This is a genomic window from Draconibacterium sediminis (assembly GCF_000949475.1).
GTDB classification, from domain to species: domain Bacteria; phylum Bacteroidota; class Bacteroidia; order Bacteroidales; family Prolixibacteraceae; genus Draconibacterium; species Draconibacterium sediminis.
Map to the genome: position 1 here is coordinate 230,544 of NZ_JRHC01000007.1, position 6,951 is coordinate 237,494.

Genomic DNA, 6,951 nt, shown 5'->3' on the forward strand with positions numbered 1-6,951 from the left:
TTATTAAAACAAAAAATTGGCAATAAAATTTCAATACAATAAAACTGCCCTCCACAACCTGAACAAACAACTGAAGATCAGGCAAAAGGCATTACCTACCTTAAAAAACAAGGAAGCCGCTCTTCGTTTGGAGGTTAAAAAGGCCAAAGATCAAACCGATGATTTTAACCGTCAATTACAAATTAAGATTGGCGAACAAGAGCTTTCTGCAGGATTGTGGAACGAGTTTTTACCCGAATTGATTACAATTGAAAACGTTAGTATAACGAGCAAAAAAATTGCCGGTGTCTCCATTCCGGTAATGAACGAAATAATATTCAAGGAGCAAGATTTTAGCCTTTTTTCAAAACCCGATTGGTTTCCGGCAGGTATTTCGTTTGTAAAAGAACTGGCCGGAATTGTTACCGGGCGCGAGTTTTATGCGCGCAAAATGGCACTGCTCGACAGGGCCAGAAAAAAAACTACACAAAAGGTAAATCTCTACGAAAAAGTACAGATTCCGGGCTATGAAGATGCAATCCGGAAAATAAAACGATTTCTGGAAGACGAGGAAAACCTTTCGAAATCGGCACAAAAAATTGTAAAAAAACGACAGCAGAAACAAAAAGCAACGGCAGTATGATTGTTCCGATGTTAAAATATACTTTTCTGGTTTTTCACAGGGAATACGAAGATTTCCTCATTGAACTGAACAGACTTGGCCTTGTACATATTGCCGAGCTAGGTCTTGATCCTTCGAAAGAAACCACCAAAAAAGTTGCAGAACTGAACAAATACGAACGAGCCATCAACTTTCTGCAGAAAAGAGAAAGTGAAACACCGGAAAAACCGAGATTATATTCGGCACCGGAGATCATTGACGACCTTACCGAAAAACAAAAGGAACTTGAAGAACTGGAAGCCCGGCTCGAGTCCTTGTCTAAAGCGGCACAAAAAGCATTGCCGTGGGGAGATTTCTCACCCGAGCTAATCGAACAGCTAAAATCGGAAGGAATCCAACTTGAATTTTACCAAACCACAAATAAGAAATACATAGAACTGGAACAACGTAATTTTCCAATAGTGTCAATTTCAGAAACCGCCAGCCAGGTGCTTTTTGTGCACATCCAACAAAACGAAGAGGCTATTGAGATTGATGCAGAACAGCTTGAATTACCACCTCTACCCTTTTTTGTAATTGAAAAACAGATTCGTGAAACAGAAGAAAGAATAAAAGCGATTCATACAACTTTTAACAGCTATGCCAACAACTCCATTTATTTGCTTGAAGAAGAAAAAACGACATTGATCCGATCGCTGGAGTTCGACAATGTACTGCGAAATACCAATAAAGAAGCGGAGAACAAATTAATGGTGTTAGAAGGTTGGGTTCCACAAACCAAAACACCGGCGCTGAACCAATTTTTAAAAGACAGTGATGCAGTCTATTTTTCGCGTAGAGCCAAACCCGACGATAAAATTCCGGTTTTGCTAAAAAACAACCGGTTTGGAAAACTCTTCGAGCCTATTGGTTCCATGTTTTCATTGCCCGATTATGCAGAGCTCGACTTAACCGTATTTTTTGCACCTTTTTTTATGCTATTCTTTGGTTTTTGCCTGGGCGATGCCGGCTACGGATTACTGTTTGTATTTGGCGCCGGTTTGTATAAACTAAAAGCCAAAGCGGAGTTTAAACCGTATTTAAGTCTGATACAAATTTTAGGCGCTGCAACAATTTTGTTCGGAGTCGTTTCAGGAACTTTTTTTGGTATTAACCTTATTGAAACAGATTTTGCTTTAACCGAAAGGGTTCGCCATCTTTTCCTAAATCCCGACAAAATGTTCAACCTGTCGCTGATGCTGGGTGGTGTACAAATCATTTTTGGGCTTTTTATTAAAGCCGCCAATCAAACCAAACAGTTCGGATTTAGTTACGCACTGGCAACTTATGGCTGGCTGGTAATTCTTATCGGCAGTATTGCTTATGCGCTACTTTCCGGTGCCGGAATTATTCCGAAAAACAAAACCATTTTATACGGCATAATAGCGCTGGGCGGATTTTTCGTGCTGTTTTTCAGCGATCCGGGCGTAAATGTTTTTGCCCGCATTGGCAAAGGCGTTTGGGATGTATACTCAACCGTTACGGGCATTTTCGGCGATCTGCTTTCATACATCCGTCTGTTTGCGCTGGGTTTATCGAGCGCCATTTTGGGTTTTGTTATCAACGATATTGGCCTGCAAATCTTAGGAGCGTCAAAGATATTAGGCCCGGTATTTTTTGTCCTATTCCTGTTACTGGGGCACACCCTAAATATTCTTATTTCGTCGCTCGGCTCGTTTGTACACCCCATGCGTTTAACTTTTGTGGAGTTTTATAAAAGTGCCGGTTTTAAAGGCGGTGGCGAAGAATATAAACCGTTTGGAAAGACAAATAATGAAGGATGAATGATTAACGATTAAGGATGAGTTAGAAAGATATAAAACAATAAACTTTAAACAACTACGATTATGACAACTGCAGTTATTTTAGCCTATATAGGTTTAGCGATAATGCTTATTTTTTCGGGAATTGGAAGTGCTGTTGGTGTATCGAAAGGAGGAAATGCCACCGTTGGAGCACTAAAGAAAAAACCCGACAAATTTGGTAGTTACCTGCTATTGAGCGCCTTGCCCGGAACACAAGGACTATATGGTTTTGCCGGCTTTTTTATCATTAACAGCCAGGGAATAATTACTGCCGACATGACCATGTTACAAGGAGTAGCAATAATGGCTGCCGGATTAACGCTGGGTTTTGTTGGTTTCTTCTCGGCACTCAACCAGGGCACTGTAACCTCAAACGGCATTGCCGGCATCGGCTCAGGGCACGATATTTTTGGAAAAACAATGGTACTGGCTGTATTCCCTGAACTGTATGCAATTATTGCATTTGCCGCTACTTTTTTGATTAGTATGAGTTTGTAAATGCGCCGTTCACGAGGCTTCGAAGGTTTGATTTGAAAATAAAAAGGATGTGTCGCGGTGTTGCGAAAGTTCCTTTTTATATTCAAAGAAACCTTCGCAAATAGGCAACAGATTTATTTCCGCTTGTATGTTAAAAATTAGGCAAGTTGGTAAGCATGATTCCTGTTGCCAAATAATGATTCATCGCCTTCTCCCACGAATCCATCATTATATCATACTCCTCTTTGGTAAATTTTTCTAAAATTTTGTCGCCTTTCTCACTTAAAGAGGTTTTACTGTAGGTAAGAACAATCTCAGTTTTGTTTTCGGATAAAGCAGTAACCTGAATCTCCAGTTTTGTGATAAGTACCTGTGGAACATGGTAAAACATTTCTACGTGCCCCTTTTCTGTGTCATAATCAGTTACAATCCAAACAACGTCGGTTTCTCCGTCCGGCGTAATAAAAATACAGTCTTTCTCAACTAAACCGGAGTTGCTATACACGGTTTTGGGATTCCAGTTTTCGCACCAGTCCAACTCCCTCACAGGACAATACAACGGCAGAATTTCCTCCATTTTTCCATGTATGGTTTGCACATAGGCATGAGACACTCTGTTTGGTTTTTCAATTTTCATAATACCCTTTTATTTGAATTAATTTTCAATACAAATTAAAAGGTGTAAGCTGAGCATTTCATTTACATTTGTTGAGAAAGCGTTTTTCGTATCCGGCTTAATTGTGTTGGAGTAATTCCCAGAAAATTTGCAATATAATAATGAGGTATTCTGTTTAAAAGATTAGGATATTCGCGAAGAAACCATTTATATTTTGTTAAAGCATCACCGGAAATCAGCGCCTCAATTCTTGAATTATTTTGTTTGTTTAGTTTCCTGAAATGCTCAAGGAAAACGTTTGTTAGTTCGGTGTCGGTATTCACATACGAAAAAACGGCCTTATAATTCGCAACCGAAATATGACAATCTTCCAGGGCCTGAATATTCATAGTTGCAGGTATGTTCGGGATATAATTTCCGGAAATGAGATCATTCTCAATAAAAAAATGGGTTGTTATTTCTTCTCCTTCATTATTTAAAGTGAAACCACGCAGCACCCCTTTTAACAGTTTTCCGATTTTATAATTCTGCTGGCCCTGTGTTACAAAGTATTCGCCTTTTTTTAGTTCCTGATTGGTATGGAGATTTTCGTTGTTCATTGTTTTGTTTAATTCTTGGAGTTATCATATTATCCCGATTCGTTTAGCATATAACACCGACTGTGTAGCATTCTCTGTTTTCGTTTTTCGAAGAATATTCTGCCGATGATTATTTACCGTATTGATGCTAATCTGCATTTTATCCGCAATATTATAGCTATCATACCCCCGACTAATCAAAAGCAACACCTCCTTTTCGCGTTTCGTAAGAACCATCCCCGAACTTTCTCCGTCCACGTTATTAAACAGGTGTAATTCTCCGGTTTTAATATTGATCATACGTCGTTGGGGTTTCTCATTAGGTGCCCGCTCCGACATAGGGTGTGAAATCACAAGGGTAAGCCATGTTTTCCCATTCTGGTCTTGCTCTAAGGGAATACTTTGGTGCATATGTCGTACATAAATTCCATCGGCATTTTGAGTTCTGAAATCATAAACTAGTTTATAGTTTTTCTTTTCGTGAAACGGAAGGGTTGAAAAAAACCGGTGTTGAAGATTGTCTGTTTCCAATACAAATGCCAGATCATCGGGATGTATACGTTTATAATGTAATTCAAAATCAATGCTTTGATCTTCGTGATCAGCTATACCAAATAGTTCCATTTGCTCTTTACTTTGCAACAGGTAACTATTTTTATGCAAATCGAAAACGGCATAAATCGAGCTTTCGATCTCGGCCAAACGCTTTATCATTTCAATTTTCGGCCTGATACTTTCATAATCCTCGTCAGTTATCGCCAATTGATGAGATTTTTGATGGTTTAATCGTTGCGTATAAAGATGATTCAATTTATTATGCATTGGTATAGTTATATTTCACTATTTTTCTTTCGAAATCCACACCATAATTTTGCAACCAAAGTTAAAAATGCAAAGTGAATTATGGAAAAACTCAAGATATTTATACGTGGCAAAGCCTTCCTTTTTATCGCATTGGTAATAGGTTGTATCTCTCTGTTATTTATTGGACAGGAAAAACAATACGGACTGTTCGCCTGGTTAGCACCCTTATTTTTGTTGCAATTTTCGCGTAGGGCAAAAACCGCACAATTCATTCTTTTATTTACATTCTTGGTAATGGTTGGTATAATTACTCAACGTACGCACAACCTGTTTAACGATCCGTTTTTTGCATTTATAAACGGACTTGCTTTTGCGTTGGTGAATAGTTTGATTTATTTCATCGATAGGATTTTGTATACCAAAGAAGGGAAGTTCCTGCAAACGTTCATTTTCCCATCGGTTTATGTGGTGATTGAAGTATTAACAACTTCAGTTTTGGGCTCTTCGGGTGTTTTGGCGCAATCACAGTTTTCGTTTACTCCCCTTGCTCAATTAAGTTCCTTAACCGGACTGCATGGAATAACATTCATAATTTGCTGGTTGGCAGCTATTGTATTTTGGCTAAGCGAAAACGATTTCAATCCTGTTAAGATAAAAAGTAGTATGATCACATTCGGTACCGTTTTTATTCTGATCATTGGCTATGGTTTTGTTCAAATGAATACTCAACCGGAAGCTCAGCAAAAAGTAAATGTAGCCACCGTAAGCGGCCCTTTTGATTTACTCCGCTTAGCCGAACGCGAAAAGGAAACGTTGTTACAGCTTGGTAAAATGCCTGATATGAAAATTCCTTCATCATTTTTTTCAAACGAAGATGATATCAACACGCAACTAAAAAATACCCGCAAAGCTGCTGAAGTCGGGGCAAAGATTATAGTCTGGAATGAGGCTGCGTTGTTCATAAATCAACAACAATTGCCTAATCTTCTTGCTGAAGTAAAAGAAATATCGAGGTCGTTCAACGTCTATATTCTGATGGCTTTTTTTGAGGAAAACAATTCGAAAGCACCCAAGCCAATAAATAATAAAAGCGTCCTAATTCATAAAAATGGAACTACTGCGTGGGAGTATAAAAAGGCGCACCCAACACCAGCAGAGTTGCCATTAGTTAACGCCGGAGATTCGCAACTTCCTTATTTGAATACAGAATATGGGAAGCTAAGCAATGTTATTTGCTACGATTACGATTTCCCAACTTTAATAAAGGAAGCAAATAAAAACAAGGTTGATATAATGCTTGTACCTTCTTATGATTGGCAGGGATTTGCTCCTATGCACGCAAAAATGGCTCAATTTGCAAGCCTACAAAACGGACATTCATTAATTCGGGCCAACGGAAGCGACGGAATCAATATGGTTGTTAACCAGCAGGGCAAGCTAGTTGCCAAACAATTTACATCAGAAAATAGTGAGCGTATTTTATATGCCGACCTTCCTGTAGGTTCGTCACCAACCATATATGCCAAAATTGGAAATATCCTTGTTCTTCTTTGTTTTGGGTTTCTGCTATTTTCGGTTTATGTAAAAATTCAATTTTATAGAAAAAGGACAAAAACTGTATATTCAATTGGGACACGGAAAACCACCAATTAATAAGCTACCGAATAAAACAATCGCTATAAAACAGAAAAGCCTCTCATAAAATTTTATGAGAGGCTTTTTCTTTTGTGGGAAGAGCAGGATTCGAACCTACGAAGGCTGAGCCAACAGATTTACAGTCTGCCCCGTTTGACCGCTTCGGTATCTTCCCAAAGTATTTTAAATGAGCCGAATCCCAGATTCGAACTGGGGACCCCGAGATTACAAATCACGTGCTCTGGCCAACTGAGCTAATTCGGCATTTTTTCATTATTTTTTTTTAGAACGTGCTGATTTAAACCATCGTCTGCAAAAGATAGAATTCCATAAAAAAAGGGAACAACTTGTTTAGTTATTCCCTTGGTGGGAAGAGCAGGATTCGAACCTACGAAG

At 38.8% G+C, this 6,951-nt stretch carries 7 protein-coding genes and 2 tRNA genes; 4 read left to right on the forward strand and 5 right to left on the reverse strand.

The features are described 5' to 3' along the window. Positions 1–16: 16 nt before the first annotated feature. The 3 genes from LH29_RS21655 (at position 17) to LH29_RS21665 (ending at position 2,943) form a co-directional block, all read left to right on the forward strand. Positions 17–622, forward strand: a complete 606-nt coding sequence (locus LH29_RS21655; RefSeq protein WP_045033411.1) for a V-type ATP synthase subunit D — start codon at positions 17–19, stop codon at positions 620–622. Next, positions 619–2,424, forward strand: coding sequence for a V-type ATP synthase subunit I (locus LH29_RS21660; protein ID WP_045033412.1), 1,806 nt, complete (start codon positions 619–621; stop codon positions 2,422–2,424). The genes LH29_RS21655 and LH29_RS21660 overlap by 4 nt, the downstream gene beginning before the upstream one ends. Positions 2,425–2,487: 63 nt before the next feature. Continuing rightward, on the forward strand, positions 2,488–2,943 hold the full coding sequence (locus tag LH29_RS21665) for an ATP synthase subunit K (RefSeq protein ID WP_045033413.1): 456 nt from the start codon (positions 2,488–2,490) through the stop codon (positions 2,941–2,943). 130 nt (positions 2,944–3,073) lie between these two features. On the opposite strand, the gene LH29_RS21670 is transcribed toward LH29_RS21665, so the two are convergent. The 3 genes from LH29_RS21670 to LH29_RS21680 form a co-directional block, all read right to left on the reverse strand. Beyond that, positions 3,074–3,559 carry a hypothetical protein gene (locus tag LH29_RS21670; protein WP_045033414.1) on the reverse strand — a complete coding sequence of 162 codons (486 nt, stop codon included), beginning with the start codon at positions 3,557–3,559 and terminating at the stop codon, positions 3,074–3,076. Positions 3,560–3,621: 62 nt separating this feature from the next. Next, complete coding sequence (locus LH29_RS21675) at positions 3,622–4,137, reverse strand: Crp/Fnr family transcriptional regulator (protein ID WP_045033415.1); 516 nt, start codon at positions 4,135–4,137, stop codon at positions 3,622–3,624. A gap of 24 nt (positions 4,138–4,161) precedes the next feature. Further along, positions 4,162–4,878: a response regulator transcription factor gene (locus tag LH29_RS21680; protein ID WP_198152546.1), complete on the reverse strand. Its 717-nt coding sequence runs from the start codon at positions 4,876–4,878 to the stop codon at positions 4,162–4,164. Between the two features lie 141 nt (positions 4,879–5,019). Between LH29_RS21680 and LH29_RS21685 the strand changes: the two genes are divergently transcribed. After that, a complete protein-coding gene (locus LH29_RS21685) occupies positions 5,020–6,573 on the forward strand; it encodes a nitrilase-related carbon-nitrogen hydrolase (protein WP_045033417.1) in 1,554 nt (517 codons plus the stop codon). A gap of 75 nt (positions 6,574–6,648) precedes the next feature. Here the strand turns inward: LH29_RS21685 and LH29_RS21690 are convergent. Both LH29_RS21690 and LH29_RS21695 read right to left on the reverse strand, forming a co-directional pair. Continuing rightward, a tRNA-Tyr gene (locus LH29_RS21690) sits at positions 6,649–6,730 on the reverse strand. A gap of 15 nt (positions 6,731–6,745) precedes the next feature. Continuing rightward, positions 6,746–6,819, reverse strand: a tRNA-Thr gene (locus LH29_RS21695). Positions 6,820–6,951: the final 132 nt, after the last annotated feature.